20 protein-coding genes are annotated in these 22,048 nt (G+C 49.1%); 12 read left to right on the forward strand and 8 right to left on the reverse strand.

From position 1 onward, the window contains the following. Window positions 1-6 precede the first annotated feature (6 nt). Window positions 7-912, reverse strand: coding sequence for an N-acetylmuramic acid 6-phosphate etherase (gene murQ / locus BIZ37_RS00685; RefSeq protein WP_187459883.1), 906 nt, complete (start codon window positions 910-912; stop codon window positions 7-9). Window positions 913-1,213: 301 nt separating this feature from the next. Between murQ and BIZ37_RS00690 the strand changes: the two genes are divergently transcribed. Together BIZ37_RS00690 and BIZ37_RS00695 are read left to right on the forward strand one after the other, a co-directional pair. After that, the gene (locus BIZ37_RS00690) at window positions 1,214-2,062 is read left to right on the forward strand and encodes an SIS domain-containing protein (RefSeq protein WP_187459884.1); all 849 of its coding nucleotides are present in this window, start codon (window positions 1,214-1,216) and stop codon (window positions 2,060-2,062) included. Between the two features lie 78 nt (window positions 2,063-2,140). Continuing rightward, complete coding sequence (locus BIZ37_RS00695; protein ID WP_187459885.1) at window positions 2,141-3,064, forward strand: LysR family transcriptional regulator; 924 nt, start codon at window positions 2,141-2,143, stop codon at window positions 3,062-3,064. A gap of 54 nt (window positions 3,065-3,118) precedes the next feature. Here the strand turns inward: BIZ37_RS00695 and BIZ37_RS00700 are convergent, their stop codons facing one another. Continuing rightward, entirely contained in the window at window positions 3,119-4,885 is a 1,767-nt protein-coding gene (locus BIZ37_RS00700; RefSeq protein ID WP_187459886.1) for an alkyl sulfatase dimerization domain-containing protein, read from the reverse strand. Window positions 4,886-5,142: 257 nt separating this feature from the next. On the opposite strand from BIZ37_RS00700, the gene BIZ37_RS00705 reads away from it, so the two are divergent. The 3 genes from BIZ37_RS00705 (at window position 5,143) to BIZ37_RS00715 (ending at window position 8,304) form a co-directional block, all read left to right on the forward strand. Next, window positions 5,143-6,384: an MFS transporter gene (locus tag BIZ37_RS00705; RefSeq protein WP_187459887.1), complete on the forward strand. Its 1,242-nt coding sequence runs from the start codon at window positions 5,143-5,145 to the stop codon at window positions 6,382-6,384. Continuing rightward, a complete protein-coding gene (yidZ, locus tag BIZ37_RS00710) occupies window positions 6,359-7,321 on the forward strand; it encodes an HTH-type transcriptional regulator YidZ (protein WP_187459888.1) in 963 nt (320 codons plus the stop codon). Before BIZ37_RS00705 ends, yidZ begins: the two co-directional genes overlap by 26 nt. A gap of 86 nt (window positions 7,322-7,407) precedes the next feature. Next, entirely contained in the window at window positions 7,408-8,304 is an 897-nt protein-coding gene (locus tag BIZ37_RS00715; protein ID WP_187459889.1) for a GNAT family N-acetyltransferase, read from the forward strand. Here the strand turns inward: BIZ37_RS00715 and BIZ37_RS00720 are convergent. Continuing rightward, window positions 8,297-9,121, reverse strand: coding sequence for a class I SAM-dependent methyltransferase (locus tag BIZ37_RS00720; protein ID WP_187459890.1), 825 nt, complete (start codon window positions 9,119-9,121; stop codon window positions 8,297-8,299). The two genes, BIZ37_RS00715 and BIZ37_RS00720, sit on opposite strands and share 8 nt — an antisense overlap. 155 nt (window positions 9,122-9,276) lie before the next feature. Here BIZ37_RS00720 and BIZ37_RS00725 point away from each other — a divergent pair, with 155 nt between their 5' ends. After that, on the forward strand, window positions 9,277-10,212 hold the full coding sequence (locus BIZ37_RS00725) for a DMT family transporter (protein WP_187459891.1): 936 nt from the start codon (window positions 9,277-9,279) through the stop codon (window positions 10,210-10,212). 14 nt (window positions 10,213-10,226) lie between these two features. Beyond that, entirely contained in the window at window positions 10,227-10,745 is a 519-nt protein-coding gene (locus tag BIZ37_RS00730) for a MerR family transcriptional regulator (protein WP_187459892.1), read from the forward strand. 60 nt (window positions 10,746-10,805) lie between these two features. Here BIZ37_RS00730 and BIZ37_RS00735 read toward each other — a convergent pair whose 3' ends face one another. Continuing rightward, a complete protein-coding gene (locus tag BIZ37_RS00735; protein WP_187459893.1) occupies window positions 10,806-13,292 on the reverse strand; it encodes a response regulator in 2,487 nt (828 codons plus the stop codon). Between the two features lie 313 nt (window positions 13,293-13,605). On the opposite strand from BIZ37_RS00735, the gene BIZ37_RS00740 reads away from it, so the two are divergent. Continuing rightward, window positions 13,606-14,328: a sulfite exporter TauE/SafE family protein gene (locus BIZ37_RS00740; RefSeq protein ID WP_370577281.1), complete on the forward strand. Its 723-nt coding sequence runs from the start codon at window positions 13,606-13,608 to the stop codon at window positions 14,326-14,328. 3 nt (window positions 14,329-14,331) lie between these two features. Here BIZ37_RS00740 and BIZ37_RS00745 read toward each other — a convergent pair whose 3' ends face one another. Continuing rightward, complete coding sequence (locus BIZ37_RS00745) at window positions 14,332-14,550, reverse strand: hypothetical protein (RefSeq protein WP_255526638.1); 219 nt, start codon at window positions 14,548-14,550, stop codon at window positions 14,332-14,334. 247 nt (window positions 14,551-14,797) lie between these two features. Here BIZ37_RS00745 and BIZ37_RS00750 point away from each other — a divergent pair, with 247 nt between their 5' ends. Then, the gene (locus BIZ37_RS00750; protein ID WP_187459944.1) at window positions 14,798-15,130 is read left to right on the forward strand and encodes a DUF4156 domain-containing protein; all 333 of its coding nucleotides are present in this window, start codon (window positions 14,798-14,800) and stop codon (window positions 15,128-15,130) included. Window positions 15,131-15,140: 10 nt separating this feature from the next. Here the strand turns inward: BIZ37_RS00750 and BIZ37_RS00755 are convergent, their stop codons facing one another. After that, complete coding sequence (locus BIZ37_RS00755; RefSeq protein WP_187459895.1) at window positions 15,141-16,043, reverse strand: LysR family transcriptional regulator; 903 nt, start codon at window positions 16,041-16,043, stop codon at window positions 15,141-15,143. A 145-nt stretch (window positions 16,044-16,188) separates the two neighbouring features. Here BIZ37_RS00755 and BIZ37_RS00760 point away from each other — a divergent pair, with 145 nt between their 5' ends. Further along, window positions 16,189-17,154: an NAD(P)H-dependent oxidoreductase gene (locus tag BIZ37_RS00760; RefSeq protein ID WP_187459896.1), complete on the forward strand. Its 966-nt coding sequence runs from the start codon at window positions 16,189-16,191 to the stop codon at window positions 17,152-17,154. A 68-nt stretch (window positions 17,155-17,222) separates the two neighbouring features. Here BIZ37_RS00760 and BIZ37_RS00765 read toward each other — a convergent pair whose 3' ends face one another. Together BIZ37_RS00765 and BIZ37_RS00770 are read right to left on the reverse strand one after the other, a co-directional pair. After that, complete coding sequence (locus tag BIZ37_RS00765; RefSeq protein ID WP_187459897.1) at window positions 17,223-17,930, reverse strand: GntR family transcriptional regulator; 708 nt, start codon at window positions 17,928-17,930, stop codon at window positions 17,223-17,225. A gap of 44 nt (window positions 17,931-17,974) precedes the next feature. Then, entirely contained in the window at window positions 17,975-18,736 is a 762-nt protein-coding gene (locus tag BIZ37_RS00770; RefSeq protein ID WP_107300693.1) for a sulfite exporter TauE/SafE family protein, read from the reverse strand. Between the two features lie 258 nt (window positions 18,737-18,994). Between BIZ37_RS00770 and BIZ37_RS00775 the strand changes: the two genes are divergently transcribed. Together BIZ37_RS00775 and BIZ37_RS00780 are read left to right on the forward strand one after the other, a co-directional pair. Further along, complete coding sequence (locus BIZ37_RS00775) at window positions 18,995-20,080, forward strand: tripartite tricarboxylate transporter substrate binding protein (RefSeq protein WP_187459898.1); 1,086 nt, start codon at window positions 18,995-18,997, stop codon at window positions 20,078-20,080. A 9-nt stretch (window positions 20,081-20,089) separates the two neighbouring features. Further along, window positions 20,090-22,045 carry a tripartite tricarboxylate transporter permease gene (locus BIZ37_RS00780; protein WP_187459899.1) on the forward strand — a complete coding sequence of 652 codons (1,956 nt, stop codon included), beginning with the start codon at window positions 20,090-20,092 and terminating at the stop codon, window positions 22,043-22,045. The last annotated feature ends 3 nt before the right edge of the window (window positions 22,046-22,048 follow it).

Genomic DNA, 22,048 nt, shown 5'->3' on the forward strand with positions numbered 1-22,048 from the left:
TGTTCGTTATTGTGCGTTATTAATTGCTCTGCGGGTAAATCCATTACTGGACCCAAGTAGTTCATGGGCCTCTAGTGCAGAAACGCCAGCGAGGATCATGACAATGGCCGTTTTACAATGGCCTTTTGCCGCATCCAGCGCCTCGACAGCCTCTTCACGGCTGCATTCTGTCGCTTCCATTACAATCTTCTTCTGGCGTTCCACCAGTTTGGCATTGGTCGCTTCAACATCGACCATCAGGTTGCCATACACCTTGCCGGAGCGGATCATCGCCCCGGTTGTCAGCATGTTCAGCACCAGTTTCTGCGCCGTACCGGCTTTCATTCGTGATGAACCCGTAACGACTTCGGGGCCAACAATCGGCGTGATAGCAATATCGGCCTCATCGACCATAGGGGCATTGGGGTTGCAACAGATACAGCCCACCGTTGCCCCGACCGATTTGGCGTACTGCATGGCCCCCATGACATAAGGCGTTCGGCCACTTGCGGCAATGCCCACCAGCACATCCTTCGGGCCAAAGTTCAGATCAACCAGATCCTGTCGGCCAAGCTCGACATTATCTTCAGCATTCTCGACCGCTTTCAAAATCGCTTTGTGACCGCCGGCAATCAGGCCAACAACCTGTTCAGCTGGGGTGCCATAGGTTGGCGGGCACTCACTGGCATCCAAAATACCCAAACGGCCCGATGTCCCTGCCCCGGTGTAAATCAAACGACCGCCCTGCTCGAACGCCAAGACGATGGCATCAACCATTTTGGCAACCTGCGGCAAGGTCTCCTCCACCGCAAGCGCGACTTGTTTATCTTCCCCGTTGATCACTTCCAGCATCTCGAAGGTGCTCAGCTCATCAATACTTGCACTGGCTGGGTTGCGGCTTTCCGTAATTAGGGTGTTTAAGTTAATAGTCATGGTGTTCTCCCAAAATCAATGCGGAGATAATATTGAATAAAGTATTCTTAATTTGTTACCAATATCACAGAATAATCTATTCCAAACATCAACAAAAATGAGAATACATCGACAACCCAAAATAAACTTGACAACTCAAAGCACTGATTTTAATACAATTAAGCAAGTTAAAATGAAGAATAGACAGGTTTAATTTGGAATAATATCAAAACAACCAAAGTGGAATAGTTTATTCCAATAGGGGAAAATACACCGAGCAGAACAACAACAGCTCATCAAAATGATCGGCTAAGGAACAACCATGGCGATAATTGCAAAAATCTCCAATCAATTTGACCGCTTGTCCAACAATGAACAGAAGATTGCGCAGCTGATCCTTGACGCCCCAGAGAGTGTCGTCGGCCTATCGTCCTCGGCATTTGCCGAACAGGCCGGTGTCAGCCAGTCCAGCATTATCAAACTGGCCCAGAAGCTGGGGTTCAAAGGGTTTCCAGCCCTCAAACAAGCCCTGAACGAAGAATTGACCCGCAAAAAGGTGCTCGATGTATCAGGTACCCTACATGGCGATATCCAGCAAAATGACACCGCCAAGGTGATGGCGCAGAAGCTTTCGCAAAGTAAGCTCTCTGCCATTGTAGAAACTACCAATGCCCTGGACTACGAAAATCTGGATCAGGCAGTAACAGTGCTCAATAAGGCCAACAAGGTGCATCTTGTCGGACTGGGTGGTTCAGCCATCGTCATGAAAGATCTGTCCTACAAACTGATGAAGATCGGCATCACTGCACTATGTGAACTGGACAGCCATGTTCAGATCACCATAGCGCAAACCCTCAATGCCATTGATGCCATGGTGGTGTGTTCATTTACTGGAAACAGGAAAGAAGTCGTAATTGCAGCAGAAATCGCTAAGCAGCGTGGCGCGACGTTAATCGCTATTACAGGGCTCAACGACAGTCCAATCAGGCGTATGGCAGATATCCAGCTCGATACCATTGCCGATGAAGCGCAAGCCCGTACCTCGGCCATATACTCCAGAACGGCACAGAACTGTATTACCGACCTATTGTTTATGGCTCTGATCCAAACCCGAAACGAAGAGGCGATTGAGCTAATCGACTCAGCAAGCACGGCCATAAGCCAACTTTAAGGGTACATTTAGTCAATCTCTGTTTGGCTAATACCATTATCATTACAAAGATAAAGTGATGAAAAGTCATGGAGTGATATGAATCTACACCGCCCCCTTCAAAATCTGGATTTGAACCTGCTTAGGGTGTTTGTGATTACCTATCATGAAAAAAACCTCAAGCGTGCCGCCAAACGGCTATCCACATCTGCGCCCTCGGTGAGCGTGAAATTAAGTAAACTCAAAGATAGAGTTGGCGGTGAATTGTTTTATAAAACGAAGGATGGCTTCGAGCCAACAGAACTCGCTGACAGGTTATTTCAGCGTGTCGATCCATTAATAAGTGGCCTGTATGAATCCGTCGACAACCTCGACCGTTTTGATCCTTCGACTATCGAGCGGCCGATCATCATGGATATTGGCCAAAACCTTATCCCTTGGCTAGCGCCCAAAATGCATGCCCAGATATTTTCAGCCTGCCCAAACAGCCACTTAATTGCTAACTACTTTACCAATTCATCTATCGACAGGCTGCGCAAAGAAGAGATTCAAATGGGATTGCAGGTCAGCGCCTTTGATGTCCCGAAAGATATCATTGAGATCCCCCTCGGCCACTTGGAGACCGGCGCCATTGTTCGCAACGATCATCCCTTCAAAGGGCAAGAAGCCACTCTTGAGCAGATAGTAAAGTATGACTATATCTTCGTTGAGCAAACCTTCCATGGCTTGGGACTGGGTGGCCCTTTTCTCCAGGCAATGAAGCAACGCAATATTGACCTCAATATCAAATTCCGCAGCCCTTCGATGATGGCTATTTTTGAAATATTGAAAACCACCGATATGGTACTACCCGCGGCCGTCAACCTTATCGAAAACAACGATACGGATTTTAGAGTCATCAAGGTCAAAGACTGTCCGGAGATGAGAACTCTTCCCGTCAATGCCTATATCCATCAGAAGCATCGCCACAGCAAGAAAATAAACTGGCTGCTGGAACTGCTAAAAAAAGAAATGCCACAGTAAAAAGCCACTTGGTAACAAGTGGCTTAGTGCTTTACGTAGTGACAGACTTATAATTTAGTACATAGGTCTGACCGAAAACTCTTCAAAGACATTCAGCAGCGAGTCTTGCGGTGCAACCTGCGAGACTTTCAGTTCACCAGCGTAGTATTTGCCAAAGTCCTTTGCACTGATGCTCAGGATCTCTGTAGGCTCACGATAATTATTTTCGATGTCAGCAACAAACTCTGCAATACCATTTCGAATATCAAGACCGCGCTTGTTACCATCAATATCCAATACAAGGAAGCCAGAGATCCCCTCCGCTTTTTCAGGAACGATACGAGTACGCAGGTAGTTTACAGCCGTAAGGCTATCTTTTTCAGCCCACTCAGCCGATTCTACTGCTGTCATGGTAATTGCCTCATTTCCCTCTAGCGACTGCGCGGCAGAAAGGTACATGTTACGGGCAATCAAACCAGGCGATAAACGGCCCAACTCCCTGAAGCTATCAGCTAGCGCTTGACGGGCAGCATCGTTCGATGGCGCATTATGGTACATCATTGCTGCCAATTCCTTCGCCCACAGGAACTCACCAGCATCATAGGCACGCTGGTATTCGGCATAGATAGCATCAATACCACCAGCGAGCTTGATCATGTTCTCCGCGTACACCGCATTCGGTAAATTGTGCATATCTTCTGCGTAGCCAGAATACCAACCGGCATTCTTTGTTGGTGTCGCTTGATAAAAGTGCTCTCGCTGACCATACATATTATTGACATATGGGTGCTCTTTTAACTGGTCCGGCAGTTTGATGACATGCTTGAGTTGATCCGGTCGAATACCATTGTTGGTGTGGCGAATAGCTTGATCGTAAGTGAAAGCCATAGAATCGTAAGCCGCACCGATAGCTTCGTTGATTGCCTTTTTGCCAATCAACGGTTTAGCACCGGCACCGGATGATAGAAGGATAGACGGTTCTAAATCACGAATTAGCTTAAGATCATCCATCCACTGTGTTGGCGAGCGATACATATCGCCACGCAGTGTGTAAGAGTTTTGGGTTGGCCACACCACATTATCGATAACCATATCCAGCTCAGGAATGTGGTAAGTCACGGTGTCTTCTGCATCTGTGATCGCGTGGTAGCCGATGATTTCCAGCCCACCAACCGTGATTGAATCACCATGGCCTAATGGATGAGTTACCTCCATATGAGCAGAGTCTTTGATGACGTGCTCTGCGCCCGTAGGAGACATATCTGTTAGGTTATGTTCTGGTGAAATATTCACACCAAAGTGGTTTTTCGCCCGCGCATTTAGGGTGTTCAATAACTCAGGAATGGGGGTAGAAGCGATGGCACCGTCACCTTTAGCCGCTTCTAGCTCGTTTGAAATTTCATGGCCGATGATCATGGCCTCGTCGCCATCAAGAAGTGTTTCAGTACCGTATTGGTAGTGAGCATGATCATAAGTGACGGCAATAATTGGTTTATCAGAGATGTTCTTGCGAATGTAGTCGCGAAACATCTTACCGTCCTCGGCCGATTCACCCGAGTTCCAAACAATCAGTCCTTCTTCACGTACCATCACAACCGGCGCATAGAAAGGGCCATACATCTGATAGACGCCTGGAATGACTTCTTCATGGCGAAGCTCATGAGATACTTTTACTGACTGAAAGAACTTATTTACGTCTTCAACATTGGCCACAATGCCATTGGGTAATTCGACTGGGCTTCCGGCTTTCGACGGTGAACCATTATAGTGGGTGTAATTAACGCCAGCTGTAGCCGTTGCGGCCAAACCAGAGATGACAAGGGTAAGAATCGTTTTTTTCATGTTTGCTTCCCAAATTGGATATCGCTGTCAAAACGAATTGTTCTAGTGATAGGCAAAAGTTTATGGCGACAGGAGGTGCCTGAGAATTTGCAAGATTTGAATTCAGTGTTATCAAAAGCTAAACACCTAATCACAAGCTGTTAATGAAAAATATTCGGCACCGTGTGTCGCCAATGGAAATACCTGTTGTCAAAATGGCAACTCGTTAGCTAACCGGATCACCACTACACTCCTCACGACACAATAACGAGGTATGTATGATCCGTTTTCTTATCTGCAGCTTTGCGCTGGTTCTTCTCTACCCGACAGCGATTGACCTTTATCTGGTCGGTTTGCCACAAATTGCCCACGATCTCGGGGCGACAGAGTCACAGCTCCACATCGCTTTTTCTATCTATTTGGCCGGCATGGCAACGACCATGCTTTTTGCCGGAAGACTGTCCGATACCATTGGCCGCAAGCCAATCGCTATTGCAGGGGCCATCATCTTCATCTTTGCCTCTTTGCTCGGCGGACAGGCAGAAAACAGCACTGTCTTTTTGGTTGCCCGTTTTGCCCAGGGTATTGGCGCCGGATCTTGCTATGTGGTCGCCTTTGCCATCCTGCGCGATACACTCGATGACCAACGCCGAGCCAAGGTACTGTCGATGCTCAACGGTATTATTTGCATTGTGCCGGTCATTGCGCCGGTGATCGGCCACCTGATTATGCTCAAGTTCCCTTGGCCGAGCCTGTTCAGCACGATGGCAGGAATGGGGGTATTGGTATGTCTGTTGTCGGTATTGGTGCTAAAGGAAAGTAATACGAACCGTCTAGGCCGCAGCAATCACACCACGCTCGTGCCAGACCCTTTTGCGCCGGGTGAAACGCAACATAGCCAGTTCACTAACGAGCGCTTTCTCGACCGTTTCTTTGTCAGCCGTGTTGTCATCACCTCTATCGGAGTAACAACAATCCTGACCTATGTGAATGTCTCGCCCATGTTGGTGATGGATGCAATGGGCTTTGATCGCGGTGGGTACTCGACCACTATGGCCCTGACGGCTCTGGTCAGCATGCTCGCCTCTTTTTCAGCCCCTTTCTTGCTGAGTATCTTCAAGCAGCGAAGCCTGATGCTGTTCTCACAAGGGCTTTTTGCTGCAGCGGCAATCGTGCTGATGGCCTCAGGCCTTAGCCTATTGGATCAGGTTGCAAACCTAATTGGTTTTAGCCTTATCTGTGCCGGCTTTTCAATCGGCTTCGGTGTCACCATGAGCCAAGCATTGAGCCCTTATTCACAAAGGGCTGGCGTGGCAAGCTCTATCTTGGGCATTGCGCAAGTGTGTGCCTCGGCGTTTTATATCTGGTTGATGGGGCTAATGGGGGTCTCTGCGCTCAATATGCTCATTACCGTACTGGCTTTGGGTGGTGTTATTTCAGCCGCTCTAATATTATTGATACCACTGCCTGCACTGCCAACCTGTTGTAAAGCCAATGAAGAAATCACTCGCGCGTCTTGATCTTAACTTGCTCTTCACCCTGCAGCTGTTGCTGCAGGAACAGAGCGTCACTAAGGCGGCCAAGAAGCTAAACGTTACGCCTCCCACGGTGAGTAAATCCCTCAATAAACTGCGGGAGTGGTTTGACGATCCCCTGTTCGTCAAAACACCGCAAGGCCTCAGGCCTACACCGTTGGCACTTAGCATGGCAAACGATCTCTCCGACTGGCTGCAAATCGGCAGCCAGTTACTGGCCAAGCGCGGTGATGAAACTCCAAAAGGCGTGCAGTTCAACCTCACGATGGAATCCCCGCTGCTACTGATCATGTTCAATGAACTGTCACAGCACATCTACCAACGTTATCCGGATGCCAAAGTAAAGGTGAGTAACTGGGACTACGACTCATTGGAAGCCATTACCCGAGGTGAGGCCGATATTGGCTTTACCGGCAGGGAGAGTCACCCCCGCTCGAAAGAGTCGTTGGATCTTCTGCCCTACTTCATCGACTATGAGGTGTTATTTGCTGATTTGCCGCAAGTTTACCTGCGCAAGGATCACCCAGCTCTGCAACATGAGTGGAATATGGAGGCCTTCCTCAAATACTCACATATCAATATCGTGTGGGAGAAAAGCGAAAGCTGGGCACTGGATGAAGTCCTCGCTGAACAAGGGCTAACCCGCCATGTCGCCCTTACCATGGCAAGTTTCGAACAATCCCTGTTTATGGCTGCCCAACCGGGCCACCAGATGATCACCACCGCGCCGCAATACTGTCAGCGCTATTGCCAGCAAATGCATCCTGATTTAACGGCATTGCCTATCCCGATGGAAAAACAGCAACTAGATACCCTGCTGATCCCCTTTACGATGATTTGGCACAAGCGCAACGGTCAAAACCCCAAAGTCGCGTGGCTAAAAGAGACCATTAAAGCGCTGTATGGCAATCAAAAAGCATAGCGGTAATTACACCAAACGGTGATTTGTTGACACTATCAACAAATAGCGGTAGCGTGAATAAATATTCAAGCATAAGGAAATGCCCAATGTCTGAGTCAACCACCGCTATCAGTAATATCCGTAGCGAATTGCGCTATCTCATTAGGGAACTGGGACTGCTCGATAAAAACTGCCTGAACTCCAATTTATCCCTGTCACAGGCCCATATCCTGACCTATGTAAACCGCAATGGCAGTACGTCTTTCCATGAGCTAACTACCCAACTCAATGTCCAAAAGGCGTCGTTAAGCCGAACATTGACGACCTTGATCGATAAAGGATTCCTCGGCGCTGAGCTCGATCCTGCTGACAAGCGTCAGAAAATCTACCGACTTCTGCCTGATGGCGAAACAGCACTGCAACATGCCAACCAGTCGGCTGATAGCGCATTCGCGGCTTTTCTTGATGGCCTGGCCGACGACCAGCTCGACACCATAGAAAATGGATTACGAACACTGCGCTTAAACGCGTTCAAGAACAACTTCCAGCCCAACACTTTCCGGGTCAAAGTAGAAAGGCTAACCCCCAACTACCAACATGAAGTCGATACCCTGAACAAACATGTTTTCAATGGCGAACAGGGGATTCCCGAGGAGCTAATCCCTCTTGATCCTAACCAGCCTTATGTTTGGTGGGTAGCCCGCTGCGGAGAATATGTCATAGGTGCAGTAGCATGCTGGGAAGTTGATGGGGAATGGCACTGGGGTCGCTATTTTATCGACGCCAACTTTCGCGGTTATGGCATTGGTAAAAAGCTGGCAACTGAGTCACTGAGCGATATCTTCACCAATATCACAGACTCCATTGTCATCGATGCCAGAGACACCACAGTAGCCATACTTAACCAATTCGGAGCGGAAGTAACAGGCGAAACCATCGATTTTTATGGCTCGCCGGTCACGCCGATGAAGCTAATGAAACAAGATTTTCTCGCCGTTAGTTAATATTCTGCGGCAAACCATCATCAAGGCTCTTCCTAGCGATCACCAAGCCATGGTTGCTGGCACCTAACAAGCTTGGTTCATCACAGGACTTAAGGTGATAAGCCAACCAAGCGTCATATTGATCAGGGCTGAAGTGGTTTATCCCACTTGCCAAATAGCGGCCAAAACCATCGGTGGCAATATGACGCTCAATAGCAAAACCATGCGTATCGACAAGTTGCTCCATCTCATTCGGCGTCGCAAAATAACCCACATTGAAAAACTGTGCGGCTTCAGGTGATGACACCAAACCTTCCCCTTGCAACTGGTCAAGAATTTGGGGAGTGATCAAGTGCGGAAAGTGTTGGGCAAATAAACCTGCAACAAAAAAGCGCGAAATATAAGCGACCGCCATCACCCCGCCCGGTTTGAGGATCCGCATCGCCTCTTCCATCACCTGCTTACGCGCTTGCTCCGTTTGCAAATGGTAAAGCGGCCCAAGGATCACACACAGATCTTGCGAGTTGTCGGCAATGAAAGGGACCTCGCAGGCAGAGCCTTGATGGATATCTATATCAATATCAGACTCCGCGGCTTTCTCCCTTAAGATCCTGACCTGATCCGGTACCAGTTCAACCGCTGTGACCTTGCAGCCCATCTGGGCGAACGTCAGCGAATATCGTCCAGTCGCAGCACCGAGTTCAGTGACTCTAGCCCCCGGTGTTAGCCAACCATGTAAGGCATGCATGGTGGTATCAAATTCCATCCGGGTAATATACTGGCGAGTTAGGCGTGTATCCTCGTCAGCATTGGTGTATTGATCAATCAGCTCTTCCATCCTTGGCCTCATAAAATTCAATAGAATTATGAATTTAAAATATCACCACACACAATAATCATCCACCTTCAAATAAAATGAATAATATCCATTGACCCGTCTACCGGTGTAGGCTTTAACCTTCGCCCCCTGTCACACAACAGAGGTCAACGTCTATGTCTGCCAACTCTCTCCGCCTTTCGGTTTCACAATATCTGCAACATACCGCCGCCGGACTCTCTCCCACACTCAAAGGGGTATTACTTGCCTTGGTATCGACCGCCTTATTTACCCTGGTCGGCGTCCTGGTCAGGATACTGAGTGATGATATTGGGGTTTTCCAAATCCTACATTTCCGCCAGTTAGTATTCGTGGCATTGCTGACACCTGCGATGGTGAAAAATATCGACTTATTGCTTAAACCCAAACATCTCAAATTACATACTTTTCGGATCTTGGGCGCATTTACTGCGTTGTCTCTGGGCTTTGTCACCGTTAGCCATATTCCGCTAGCGGATGCCACTGCGCTGGGCTTTACCCAAGTGCTGTTTGTTGCTGCAGTGTCTTATCTTTTCCTGTCAGAAGCGGTCAGTGTCTTACGTCTGTTTACTATCATTACAGGCTTCATTGGTGTGATGATGGTGGTACAACCAAGCTTTGAGCAAACCTCTATGACCTATACCTTACTCGGTTTATTGGCCGCTTTTGGTGCGGCAGTGGCAGTGATTTGCGTTCGAAAGGTCGCCCAGGTTGAGTCCAAAATTACCTTGCTGGCCTACCAAGCTATATTTGTCGGTTTAATGGCGTTGCTGCCAAGCCTGCTAAATTGGACATGGCCAACAGGTGAACAACTATTGCTACTGGTCTGCGTAGGTGTGCTCTCCTCCATCGCCCAGTGGGTTGGCGTTACTGCCTACAAATATGGCGAGGCCAACGTGATAGCCAATGTGGAATATGTCAAAATCATTTATTCCCTGATCTTAGGGTATTGGTTGTTTGCCGAGGCACCAAACGGACTGGCAATCACAGGAACCTTGGTGATCATTTTAAGCGCAATCCTACCTATGCTTTATAAAAAGAAAATAAACCAACCACTTGTTGAAAACCGCTAGAGGAAATGTACCGCATGCTCACTGTGACGCAGCTGGCCAAGGCCTGCAATATATCTCGCACCACCGTACTCTATTACGAGCGTGTGGGCCTGCTGCATCCGGCAAGCCGCTCAGGTAACGGTTACCGCTGGTACGGCGACAAGGAACTGGCTAGGCTAAAAAGTATTCTGTCATACCGCTCGTTTGGCCTGCCTGTGCAGGAGATTGGCCCGATGCTTGAGCGCAATAAAACCGTCAAGCAAGAACAAACCTTACGCAATCAATTCAACGCATTGGAGCAAGAAATCCAGACCTTGCGCCAGCAGCAAAAAGCCATCTTAATGCTGTTGGAAGAGCCTGAATTGCTCGAACAAGACCAACTCACCAAAGCGCGTTGGGTCGAGATCATGCGCAGTGCCGGATTCAATGAAGAAGAAATGATGAACTGGCATAAGCAGTTTGAAAAAATGGAGCCCGACGCCCATCAGGAGTTCTTGGAATCACTCCATATCGATGCTGACGAGATTGAAGCAATTCGCTTAAACTCACGTTAGCTATATTGAGCGGCACGACACTCAACATAGAGAAAAGAATTAAGCTGAAAACGATTCACCTCATTGGGAGGCTTCCGAGGGCTCGGCTTCGACAACGGAATCAGCTAACCACTTGGCCAGTGCACCCTCAATTGATTTTTTGTTTATTGGTTTAGTGAGATAATCATCCATGCCAGCCTCCAAGCATTTATCTTTGTCACCCTGCATGGCGTTGGCTGTCATGGCAATAACAGGAATAGCATGGTTTATATTCTTGTTATCCTTATTGCGGATTTGACGAGTCGCTTCATAGCCATCCATCTCGGGCATTTGGCAATCCATGAAAACCAAATCAAAATCGGCCCCGGTTCGCAATGCTGCCAGAGCTTCGAGGCCATTTTTGGCCATATCTACCCGCACACCATGCTTGGCCAGCAACGACTGCAGTACAAACAGGTTTGTCGACACATCATCGACAATAAGAATATGAGCCTTGTATTGCACCTTCTTGGACGGGGTGTGACGGGTGACAAAAGCTTCACTGGCATTGTGATCACCAATACCCGATACTTTCTCAAGCACACTGAGCAAATCGGACTGCTGCATCGGCTTGGTTAGATAGCCACTAAAGCCGGCATGTTGCAACCGCTTGGCATCTCCTCGCTGAACCACAGAAGAAAACATCACCAACCGGGTATTTTTCAACTCATTGGATGCCAAAATACGTTCCGCCAACTCGATACCGTCCATATTCGGCATTTGGTAGTCCAGGATCGCAATCGTAAATGGCCGGTTGCTCTTATAGCCACCTGCCAATTTAGCAAGTGCATCCTCTCCGCTAACCGCCGTTTCATGGTCAATATTCCAACGCTGTAATATCTGATCCATCAGGTTACGGTTGGTGGCAATGTCGTCGACAACGAGCACCCGCTGCTGTTGGAGATCCCCTGTAGGCAAATACGAAATCGCTTTATCGGAAGAGTTTTCCAACCTGAGGGTAAACCAGAATGTTGAGCCTTCCCCCTGCACACTGCGAACCCCGATTTCCCCTCCCATGATTTCGGAGAGTTTTTTGCTGATAGACAGGCCCAAACCCGTTCCACCGTATTTCCTCGTGGTTGAGCTGTCTGCTTGTGAAAATCGCGAGAACAGTTTTTGTTGTTGCTCTTCGCTAATGCCGATACCGGTATCCTTTATTTCAAACCGGACAAGGCTGTCTTTATCCCGCTTCTGATCAACATTGACATAAACAGCCACTTCCCCTTCGGAAGTGAATTTAATGGCATTGTTCACGAGGTTATTGAGGATCTGGCGAATCCGCCCCGGATCGCCTCGGTAGCATAAGCCCATCACTGGAGATGCCGGACAAATCAGCTGTATACCCTTATTTTCAGCAGCAAAGTACAACATGCCGCCCACATCTTCGACTAACTCACCCAAGTCAAAATCAATGATTTCCAAATCAATTTTTCCGGCTTCGATTTTGGAGAAATCAAGGATGTCGTTGATGATTGCCAATAACGACTCAGCACTGTTCTTGGCAGTTTCGGTTATTTTCTGCTGTTGCTCATCCAGTTTGGTATCGAGCAGGAGGTTAGTCATACCTATTACCCCATTCATGGGGGTGCGAATCTCATGGCTCATGGTTGAAAGAAATTCACTTTTTGCCACAACCGCCGCTTGTGCTTTCTTACTCTCTTTCACAAGCTGTTGGTTGTAGATCTGCATCTTTCTATTACTGGTCTCTAAGCTCTCAGCCATATCCTTCAGACCATGGCTAAGAATGGCAACCTCATCCTTGGCCTTGCTCTTCTGGTTGGCATTCAAGACAGCTATCCCTCGCCTCAACTCCCCCTTAGAGACAAACTGAGTTGCGGTAAGCAATGAATGTATACGCTGTTTAAGACGGCTCGAAGACCAAATAACGGCCAGGATGGAAATTAACGCGGCAAGAAATGTACCTACGAGCAAGACAAGTTGGGTTTGCTGTGCTGAGCGCTCAGACGCCACAATGCGAACAGCGATCAGATCCTCTTCCATCGCAATAAATTGCGCAATATGCTCACGCACAGTATCAATAATTATTTTACCGTTGCGCTGCTGGATGAGGGCCATCACAGATTGCATGGAAGCTTCACCCTCCCGGACCTGACGCCGAAGGGCAATTTCGTTTTCTCCCGCCTCTCTGAGCCACTGCTTGTGCAAATCATCAATGACCTGCAGCCGCTCAACTTGAACCGGGTTATCACTCACCTGTGTTGAAAGGGTCTGTATTTTTTCTTGCCATAACGACAGGGAAAGGTGATACGGTTCGAGGAACTCTTCAGTCCCTGTGATCAAAAACCCCCGCTTTCCGGTTTCCATATCAACAATCAGGGTCAACAATTCCTGAACTCTAGCAATGGCTTTGTGGGTATGGGCTACCCAGTGGTTGTCTTCAACCATAGACTGGGTGTTTTGATAAACGGCAACGGAGACCGACACCATCAACAGCAATGGCACAGCAAAGATCAACAGGAGTTTTTTCTGAATAGCAATATCATCAAACCAACGGCTGAGAATAGGCATAGGATCTTCATAAGCAAACCAATGTAACCTCCAGTTTAGAATAAGGATTAGATAAAAATACCCAAAAACAACTGCGCAAAAAAACACCACCATACTTCAGCGAATAATTGATAACCAGATCACACTTATAACTGTAAAAGTGTTTTTTGCGGATATATCAACATTTCAGGTAAAGGTATCATCGAAATACCGCGAAATTCTCACCTCCTGACAATAGGGCTTCAGGCTACTCGGCTCGGCATGGTATGCTTACCGCCTCTTTAGAATGACAGCAATAAGGTGCTGTTATTATTGACTTTTTAGGTGTCCCTTGATGTATGAGTCGACAGTCATTTTTGCTGCCACCCTTATCTTTCTTGGCTCTTTTGTTCAAACCGCTATCGGCTTTGGGCTAGCGATCGTCGCGGCCCCATTACTGTTTCAGCTTTCACCGCAGTACGTACCAGCCCCTATCTGTTTGGTTGCATTAGTTATTTCCTTGATCAATGCGTTCAAGCTACGAAGCAGTGTGTCTATTGGCGGGTTGAAATCAGCCATTATTGGCCGAGTGCCTGGCTCATTACTCGGTGGTTTCCTATTAACCGTGGCATCCGGCGCAACGCTTTCGTTATGGTTGGGTGCCATGGTACTCATTGCCGTAGGTATCAGCGCCCTGCCCTATCGCTTGAAGCCGACACCGAACAGAATGCTGGTCGCTGGCTTTTTGTCTGGCGTAATGGGAACCAGTTCTTCAATCGGCGGGCCTCCAATGGCGCTTTTGATGCAACACGAGGAAGCCGCCAAGCTTCGTGGCAACCTGTCGGCATTCTTTGTGATCACATCGATAATGTCGCTGGTTGTGCTGTCATTTTACGGTCACTTCAACGTAGAGCACATTAAAATCACCCTGCCACTATTACCAGCGGCAATCTTGGGCTATTGGCTAGCGAACAAGGTTGTTGGCAACCTATCGCAAGGTGTAGTGAGGAAATTTGCCTTGTTACTATGTCTGGCCAGTGGCTTGACGGCCATCTATCAGGGCATTTCTGGTTTTTAACGTTTAAATCCCTTCTTCTATTGCCCCAATAGAATACAGCACCAACTCGGCGGGGTTCTGATCCTCGCCGAATGTTTGGATATCCTCTCCTTCAGCTTTCAGCTCAGCAATAACCGCCAAGGCAATATCTCGGTTCACATTGATGATGGTCTCCATCTCCAGTGCAGACACACCAAACCGGGTAGCGACCAGCAGATCTTTTACTTTTTGTTTCTCGTCCATTATCAATTCACCGCTCTGTGGAAATACAACGTTCTTTTGAAAAAAAAAAGTCACCCAAGATGATCATAGGTGGCTTTTTGCACAATGAAAAAGCAAATTGGAAAACACATCCAATCCCTTGCTAGCACTAGGTTGCTAGGGGATGAGCGGAGAAAAACCTTTACATAAAAATCATTTAGCCATTGCTCATTATGGTGGTAACCTAGCGCCGATTTTAGGTATCACCATCGGGCTATTTGAAAGCGACATGAGAAAAACACTATTGGCAGGTTTGTTCAGCCTGTTTCTATTCGGCTGTGCCACACCCAGTGAAGAGCTAATTCCGCAAGCCAACCAAGTCCGTGTGCTTACCACCAGCCTACCCAGCCTCGACCAATGCAACTGGGTCGGTGAAGTGACCGGCAACGAAGGCCACTGGTACTCCTACCTGTTCTACAGCAATGATGCGCTCATTCAAGGCGCGGTTAATGAGCTGAAAAACAACGCTTTCCGTATGGGTGCCGATACTGTGGTCACCATGAGCCCGCACAACTTCACCACCTCGGTGTCTTTACTCGGCACTGCCTACGACTGCCGATAATCAAGAGCTATTATTTTCCAGCCAGCTTCTCGACCAAGAAGTCGATAAGTACCCGCACCCGCTTGGCCTTCTGTGTGTTCTGATGGAAGTAGACATAAAGGCCAGAATACGGATACCAATAAGGCTGCAACACCGGCACAAGCTGGCTATCCACCAGCAAGTCATCAATCATCGGCTCGATAACGCGGCCAATTCCCAAGCCATTAACCGCGGCATCCACCATCACATCGGTATCGTTGACGATGAGCCCCAGCGGCATATCCACCGTAATATCCTGCCCTTCATTATTGAGCCTCAGTGGGGCCAACTGGTTGGAGGCAATAAAACGGTATTGGATCAGTTTGTGCTGTTTCAGATCATCTGGCGAGTTGGGCATGCCGTGTTTTTCGATATAGCTCAGAGAGGCAAATAAGGCTTCCTTAGTTGGCGGGGTCAGTTGACGGGCCACCATCCCCTCTTCAACCCTGTCGCCAAAGCGGATTCCCATATCAAAGCCATCACTGATGATATTGACCGCGGCATCATTGATAGAGATTTCCAGCTGGATATTGGGGTAGCGCTGGCAGAACTCGACATAGATGGGTTTGAGCAGATACTGGTAGGCAAATCGCGGAGTAGTGATCCGCACCTTGCCGGACGGATCCTCGCTTAAATCTTTCACACTCTCGACGGCAAAGTTGAGTTCAGATATTGCGCCTTGAGTACGCTCAAACAAAAGCTGCCCCGCTTCTGTCAATTCCATCCGTCTGGTCGTCCGGGTAAACAGCGGCAGTCCCATCTGCTGCTCAAGGGTTTTGAGTGCCTGGCTGACCGAAGGCGGGGCGATCTCAAGCTTGCGTGCTGCACTGGAAATACTGCCCTCGTTGACAATGGTGTGGAACATCATCAATTGATTATAGGTTGCACCGTTCAAGCTGGCCTCTCTGTATTCTTCGAATGAGTTTCAACTATTAGTTTGAGCCTAATAATAAATTAAGAAAACGTCATCTAAAAATTAGCAATAAGGCTAGGTAGACTTATCCCATCAAATCGAGAGCGACACCACCGGGAGTAAGACAATGAGCAAAGTACTGGTAATTTCAGGCCACCCTAACCTAAACGAGTCATACACCAACACTGTGATTTTAGAATCACTTCAGCAAGGCTTGGACAGCGTTGAAGTTCGTCGCCTAGATAGCCTCTACCCAGACTACCAAATCGATGTAGAAGCAGAGCAACAGGCACTGCTGGGCGCTGATGTTGTTGTGCTGCAATTCCCGTTCTACTGGTACTCAATGCCTGCACTGTTGAAAAAATATATCGACGACGTGTTCTCATATAACTTCGCCTATGGCTCAAAAGGTGACAAGCTAAAAGGCAAAGACTTCATCTTGTCTTTCACTATCGGTGGGCCAGAAGAGTCATACGATCCGCTGGGCTACAACCACTTTACCGTTGAGCAGTTCATGTACCCGCTTCAGCAGACTGCGTACCTTGCAGGTATGGTGTACCACAAGCCGGTATATAGCCACCGCATGGTCTATATTCCGGGTGTGTACAACACACAACAAGAAGTAGAAGGCCGTGCCCGCACCCATGCTGACCAGTTAATGGCACAGATTGAAAGCATCACTGGCTCTGCCGACAACAAAATCCAGAAGTTCGTCGCCAACTGGTTCGCCGAATTCGACAAACTGCCTGAAGAAAATGCCTTCTTCACCGGGTTTCTGGCTGAGGATGTGAACATTGAAATGCCGGAAGGCACCTTTATCGGCCACGAAGGTTTCCGCGATTGGTATGCTATTGCCCGTGCCACCTTCAAGCCGGGTTGCGACCACCAAGTCGAGCAAGTTGAAATCAAAGCCGAGGGTGACAAGTACCAGGTCGAACTGCGCGTCCGCCTGCAAGCCAAGAGCTTTGAAAATTCAGCGCTCAAGGGCCAAAGTGTCAACCTGCTGGTCAATGAAACATGGTCAGTGAGCCTGGATGATGCCGGGGATGTCACTATCCATAACTATCTTGTTGAGCCGGTAAACAACGACTGATAGTGAAATGACGCTGCGCCGCTTTCTGACGAAGGTGGCGCTATTTTTATTCTGCTTGTCAGTAATAGTTACAGCATAAACTGCTTCATACGCTCTTTGAGAGCATTTTGAACATGGGATCGAGCGAGCTTTTCAGCCTCGGAGGCATCACGGTTTTTAATTGCATCAACCATCGCCTGATGCTCTTCAAGGGCAGTGTGCCAACGGGTTGGGTCGCTCAAGGTTGTTTTGCCAAGCAGGGCCATCGCATCACGCAGGCCATCGAGTGAACGGAGCAAATACGGGTTATGAGCCGCTTGATAAATAGTACGGTGGAACCGGCGGTTCATCAGGGCATGTCGGGCATAGTCATCTGCCGCCGACTGCCGGTCTTCGTCCAGCAACTGCTGCATTAACATCACTTCCATCTCCGACGCCCGCGTCGCGGCTAGCCCTGCAGCAGCCCCTTCCAGGATTTCGCGCATGGTATAGAGCTCCATTACCTGCTGGATATCCAACTGCGCTACGGCCACCCCCTTATTTGCACTGATAGTCAGCAGGCCATCATTGGCAAGGCGGTGCAGTGCTTCGCGGATAGGGGTACGGCTTACATTCAGTGCCGTTGATAATTCGACTTCCCTCAAGCGCTGACCCGGCTTGAACACCCCTCGCTGCAGCGCCATTCGCAGCATATGATAAGCAAACTCCGACCGCGAAGTACCCTCAATAGCACTTTGTTCCTCTGCTTCAAGCTCGAAGCTAAAATCCTCAGCAGTTAAGGCAGCTATCGTATTCATCTATCTTCCTTTTCAAATCAGCGAGTCGCTCAACGCTCTGGCAACTACAGTTGCCCGAACGCAGACCACAGCATCCTCAACGCCAGCAAGGTCAGCATAATTCGCAACGCTAGCTGGAACCTTTCGTTTGAAACCCGCTCAAGTAATGCTTTGCCTGCCATTGTGCCAAAAAAACCACTACAGATCATAAGCAAAATAACGCCAAGCCATTCGGCAAACGCAAAGCCCAGCACACCGAAGACCACCGCCTTGATCAAATGCTGCGCAGTCATTAGCGCAGCCATCGTGCCAACCAGCTTCTGCTTGTCATTGATGACATGACGCATAGAAGCCATGACGAACGGTCCCGTTGCCCCGACGAACATAGTCAAGAATGAAGTCAGCGAACCGAGCAAGGTCAGGCTCTTTTTGCCATTGAGCGCAGAGGCAATGGGTACCCAGCAACTGAAAAGGATAAATCCACCCAAGATCAACTGGATATAGGCCGGCTCCAAAGACACGGCGATATTGCCGCCAATCATGGCCCCAATGGTTGTTCCGACCACAAACCACAACACGAAATGGCGGACAACATGCCGGCGCATCAGTAGCAAACGGCCGCCATTGCTGCCGAGCTGTACCATTGCATGAACCGGAATGATCGCCGCTGCCGGCATAAAACTCGCCATAACCGCAATCAAGGCCGCCCCGCCGCCAACACCCATGATTGCCGTTATCGCCGATGTTACAAAACTCAATGAGATCAGAATGGCGAATTGCAATTCTGTTAACACTGAAGGTTTGAACCACTCGTAAAACTGCTCCATCAGCCTACCCTTGCTCCCTCTTACTCACAACAACAATTAAGGTGTTGTTTTAAATAAATTTAAATGTACTAACACATCATTTCCAACACTTGATGACACCACAGATACCAAATAAAAAAGTCGATTCAGCTCATACTTTGGCGCTCACTTATTGACCGATGTTGATATATTGTTAATTATTGTATTGCATTGTATACAATGCAATACAAAATAAAAACAACAACACCTCCTACCCGAACGGATATACAGGAAGCGAACATGAACAAATTCAAACGGCTTATTTCCGGTGTGTTTATTGCCGCCATCTCCATCATCAGTGTCTCTGCCCCTGCGGTGGCTAAGACAGACTTCAGCGGCAAGCGCATCGAGTGGGTGATCCCATTTAAAGAAGGAGGCGGTACTGACCGCTGGGCACGCTTTATCGCTCCTTACCTCACAGATGCCCTACCCGGTCAGCCAGCTATTGTTATTAAGAACATGCCGGGAGGAAGCTCGATAAAAGGCGCCAATTTCTTCCAGAAAAGGGCCCGTAAAGACGGATTGATGCTACTGGGTACTTCTGGGACAACCCAGCTACCTTGGCTTTTGGATGACAAGCGTGTTCGTTATGACTACCTTGACTGGGAAGCCGTTTTTGCCTCGCCATCTGGTGGGGTGGTATACGTAAACCCAGAATTGAATATTGATACGGCTGAAAAGTTAGCAAATACCCAGTCGGCACTCACCTACGGTAGCCAAGGCCCAACCTCTCTCGATCTTATTCCCCTTCTGGCTTTCGAACTACTCGGTATGGACGTCAAACCGGTATTTGGTATGACCGGGAAAGGTGCAGCGCGATTGGCATTCGAGCGTGGCGAAGTGAATCTGGATTACCAGACATCGTCAGCCTATTTGTCGAAAGTGACTCCTCTCGTCGAAGAAGGCAAAGCTGTTCCATTGATGAGTTGGGGGGCGCTTGACTCACAAGGCAACCTTATTCGTGACCCGTCTTTCCCAGGCCTACCTCACTTTGCCGAAGTTTATGAATCTATCCATGGCAAAGCACCGTCTGGCCCTGCCTTTGAAGCCTGGAAAGCCTTTTTCATCCCCGGCTTCCCTGCCCAAAAACTGGTCTTGCTACCTAAAAATGCCGATCCCGAGGTGATTGCTACCTATAAGGCTGCCTTTGAGAAAATCGCCAACAACCCTGAGTTCATCCAAGCATCAAAACTGGCTTTGGGAGCTTATACCCCTGCGACAGGTGACAATATTGGCACGCTCTACAAACAAGCGACAGCAATCAGCAAGGACGATCAGGCTTGGGTCCAAGCTTGGTTGAAAGAACGATTCAACGCCCGATTCTAGAGGTGATGTATGTTCGATACTCTCTTTTTAGCACTAGCTGAAGTATTCCAGCCCCAAAGCATGCTGTACATGCTGGCTGGGGTACTAATGGGGCTCGCGGTCGGGGTCTTCCCTGGCCTCGGCGGCATCGTTGGCCTTTCGCTATTGTTACCGTTTCTCTACGGAATGGACACCGTACCGGCATTGGCAATGCTGATTGGGTTGGTTGCGGTGATCCCAACCTCCGATACCTTCACTTCGGTTTTGATGGGGATCCCTGGCTCCAGTGCCTCGCAGGCCACCGTACTCGATGGCTTCCCGATGGCCAAAAAAGGCCAGGCTGCTCGGGCACTTGGCGCTGCCTTTTCCGCATCGCTATTCGGCGGCGTATTCGGCGCCCTGATCTTAACCGTGTTTGTCTTGGTCGCAAGGCCACTGATCCTCAGCCTCGGCTCAGCAGAGTTATTCATGCTGGCTATATTGGGACTCAGTATGGTTGGGGTGTTGGCGGGCAACAGTATTAGCAAGGGCCTGATGGCATGTGGCCTTGGCCTACTGCTTGGCAGTGTGGGCAGTGCGCCTGCAACCGGTGAAGAGCGCATGACACTTGGCATGTTCTACCTCTACGATGGCTTGCCGTTGGTGGTAGTGGCACTGGGCATTTTCGCCTTTCCCGAAATCATCTACCTGTTGCGCCAGGGCGGTGCTATATCACAGGGCGAGTTGCGCTCTGGTTGGGTGCAGGGGATCCGCGATATGTGGCTCTACCGCTGGTTATGTGTCAGGTGTGCCTCTATCGGTGCCATGATTGGAGCCATTCCGGGTTTGGGTGGCAACGTAGTGGATTGGATCGCCTACGGCCACGTCAAACAAAGTGCCAAAGACAATAGCGAGTTTGGTAAGGGCGACGTACGGGGTGTATTGGCTCCTGAATCGGCCAATAACGCCAAGGAAGGGGGTGGCCTGATCCCGACACTGTTATTCGGCATCCCCGGCTCTGGCAGTATGGCGGTATTCCTCGGCGGTATGGTGCTAATTGGTATTGAACCCGGCCCTTCCATGGTCAGTGACAACCTCGGGCTTACCTATACCATCGTCTGGTCTCTGGCCATCGCCAACATTTTCGGTGCCGGACTGTGTTTGCTGTTCTCGCGCCAAGTCGCCAAGCTCACTACGATTCCCTACGCCCTGATGGCACCGTTCATGCTAGTCGTGATCAGTTTTGCCGCCTTCCAAGCGACAAGGGATATCAGCGACCTACTGACCTTGTTTGCTGTCGGTATCCTTGGTTTGGCTATGAAGCGGTTCGAGTGGCCCCGCCCGGCATTCCTGATTGGGTTTGTCCTGGCAGGAAACATCGAAACCTATCTTTACCAAGCGATGCAATTTTATGGTGCTGAGATGTTCCTGCGCCCCGGCACTATCATTATTGCCCTGCTAACGGCAGCGTCACTTTGGTTTAGTTTCAAAAAACAACCCAAGCCGGATATTTCACAAGCATCAACCAAGGTTTCAACCGAGCAAAAGCTATTTACCGCAGTGATACTGGCTTTCTTTATCTGGGCTGGCTACGAAGCGCTTCAGTTGAGCTTACTCGGTGGTGTGTTTGGCGGAATCGTGAGCATAGCCATGATCATTGCTATGGCCTGGCACCTATGGCGACTTGGTCGAAGCCAAACAGCGGCTGTCGAACTGCAGGATCTGGAAAATGACAACCAATACCAGCGCTCTTTCTACTACTACCTGTGGTGGTTCGGTGGTTTCGCCGGCACGGTGATCCTGGCTGGTTTCCTCCCTGCCGTAACCCTTTTCTATATCACTTTCCTTCGCAAAGAAGCCAACGCCAGCTGGACACGGACTGCTGTGCTGACGGGGCTGACGCTCGGGGTATTGGAGACCATGTCTTACGTCATGGTACTGGAATACCCAAGCGGCGTAGTTGGCGAACAATTATTAACACTGGTCCAGCACTCTATGGGCTGGTAACGG

Origin of the sequence: Photobacterium sp. BZF1, from assembly GCF_014349205.1 — a bacterium.
Lineage (GTDB): Bacteria > Pseudomonadota > Gammaproteobacteria > Enterobacterales > Vibrionaceae > Photobacterium.

Coding starts and splice junctions, on each gene's coding strand:
- murQ (WP_187459883.1), bottom strand. CDS start 912: ATGACTATTAACTTAAACACCCTAATTACGGAAAGCCGCAACCCAGCC.
- BIZ37_RS00690 (WP_187459884.1), top strand. CDS start 1,214: ATGGCGATAATTGCAAAAATCTCCAATCAATTTGACCGCTTGTCCAAC.
- BIZ37_RS00695 (WP_187459885.1), top strand. CDS start 2,141: ATGAATCTACACCGCCCCCTTCAAAATCTGGATTTGAACCTGCTTAGG.
- BIZ37_RS00700 (WP_187459886.1), bottom strand. CDS start 4,885: ATGAAAAAAACGATTCTTACCCTTGTCATCTCTGGTTTGGCCGCAACG.
- BIZ37_RS00705 (WP_187459887.1), top strand. CDS start 5,143: ATGATCCGTTTTCTTATCTGCAGCTTTGCGCTGGTTCTTCTCTACCCG.
- yidZ (WP_187459888.1), top strand. CDS start 6,359: ATGAAGAAATCACTCGCGCGTCTTGATCTTAACTTGCTCTTCACCCTG.
- BIZ37_RS00715 (WP_187459889.1), top strand. CDS start 7,408: ATGTCTGAGTCAACCACCGCTATCAGTAATATCCGTAGCGAATTGCGC.
- BIZ37_RS00720 (WP_187459890.1), bottom strand. CDS start 9,121: ATGGAAGAGCTGATTGATCAATACACCAATGCTGACGAGGATACACGC.
- BIZ37_RS00725 (WP_187459891.1), top strand. CDS start 9,277: ATGTCTGCCAACTCTCTCCGCCTTTCGGTTTCACAATATCTGCAACAT.
- BIZ37_RS00730 (WP_187459892.1), top strand. CDS start 10,227: ATGCTCACTGTGACGCAGCTGGCCAAGGCCTGCAATATATCTCGCACC.
- BIZ37_RS00735 (WP_187459893.1), bottom strand. CDS start 13,292: ATGCCTATTCTCAGCCGTTGGTTTGATGATATTGCTATTCAGAAAAAA.
- BIZ37_RS00740 (WP_370577281.1), top strand. CDS start 13,606: ATGTATGAGTCGACAGTCATTTTTGCTGCCACCCTTATCTTTCTTGGC.
- BIZ37_RS00745 (WP_255526638.1), bottom strand. CDS start 14,550: ATGGACGAGAAACAAAAAGTAAAAGATCTGCTGGTCGCTACCCGGTTT.
- BIZ37_RS00750 (WP_187459944.1), top strand. CDS start 14,798: ATGAGAAAAACACTATTGGCAGGTTTGTTCAGCCTGTTTCTATTCGGC.
- BIZ37_RS00760 (WP_187459896.1), top strand. CDS start 16,189: ATGAGCAAAGTACTGGTAATTTCAGGCCACCCTAACCTAAACGAGTCA.
- BIZ37_RS00765 (WP_187459897.1), bottom strand. CDS start 17,930: ATGAATACGATAGCTGCCTTAACTGCTGAGGATTTTAGCTTCGAGCTT.
- BIZ37_RS00770 (WP_107300693.1), bottom strand. CDS start 18,736: ATGGAGCAGTTTTACGAGTGGTTCAAACCTTCAGTGTTAACAGAATTG.
- BIZ37_RS00775 (WP_187459898.1), top strand. CDS start 18,995: ATGAACAAATTCAAACGGCTTATTTCCGGTGTGTTTATTGCCGCCATC.
- BIZ37_RS00780 (WP_187459899.1), top strand. CDS start 20,090: ATGTTCGATACTCTCTTTTTAGCACTAGCTGAAGTATTCCAGCCCCAA.